The sequence below is a fragment of the Arthrobacter sp. SPT-J7 genome (assembly GCF_059089965.1).
Genome location: NZ_JBNHFF010000557.1, coordinates 1 through 499 on the forward strand (window position 1 = coordinate 1; position 499 = coordinate 499).

Here is a 499-nt window from a genome sequence, read left to right on the forward strand (position 1 = left end):
CAGCCCTTACCCTTGGTGGTGCCGATGACGTCGATCTTCTGGCCGGCTTCGAAGACCTCTACGGAGAGCTCCTGGCCCAGCTCGTACTCAGCAGCATCTGCGGTACGGAGTTCGACGACGTGGCGGCGAGGCGTGACGCCTGCCTTCTCAAAGTGACCAGCCAGCGGCTTGGTGACCTTGCGGGGATCGATCTGGCCGTAGCCGATCTGTACGGCTACGTAGCCATCAGCTTCTGCGTTGCGCAGCTGGGTGATGACGTTCGAATCTGCCTGGACCACAGTGACGGGGATGAGCTTGTTGTTCTCGTCCCAGACCTGGGTCATGCCGAGCTTCGTGCCCAGCAGGCCCTTTACGTTACGGGTTGCGGTCATAGTCTCTCAGCACCTCCCTACAGCTTGATTTCGATGTTCACGTCTGCCGGCAGGTCGAGACGCATGAGCGAATCAACAGCCTTCGGCGTGGGATCGATGATGTCGATAAGACGCTTGTGCGTGCGCAT

At 59.7% G+C, this 499-nt stretch carries 2 protein-coding genes; both read right to left on the reverse strand.

The features are described from left to right. Nucleotides 1–371, reverse strand: a 371-nt coding sequence (gene rplC / locus AC5RWX_RS34245; protein WP_494100569.1) for a 50S ribosomal protein L3, incomplete at its 3' end; no start/stop codon positions are given. 17 nt (nt 372–388) lie between these two features. Beyond that, on the reverse strand, nt 389–499 hold a 111-nt coding region (locus tag AC5RWX_RS34250), incomplete at its 5' end, for a 30S ribosomal protein S10 (protein ID WP_494100570.1).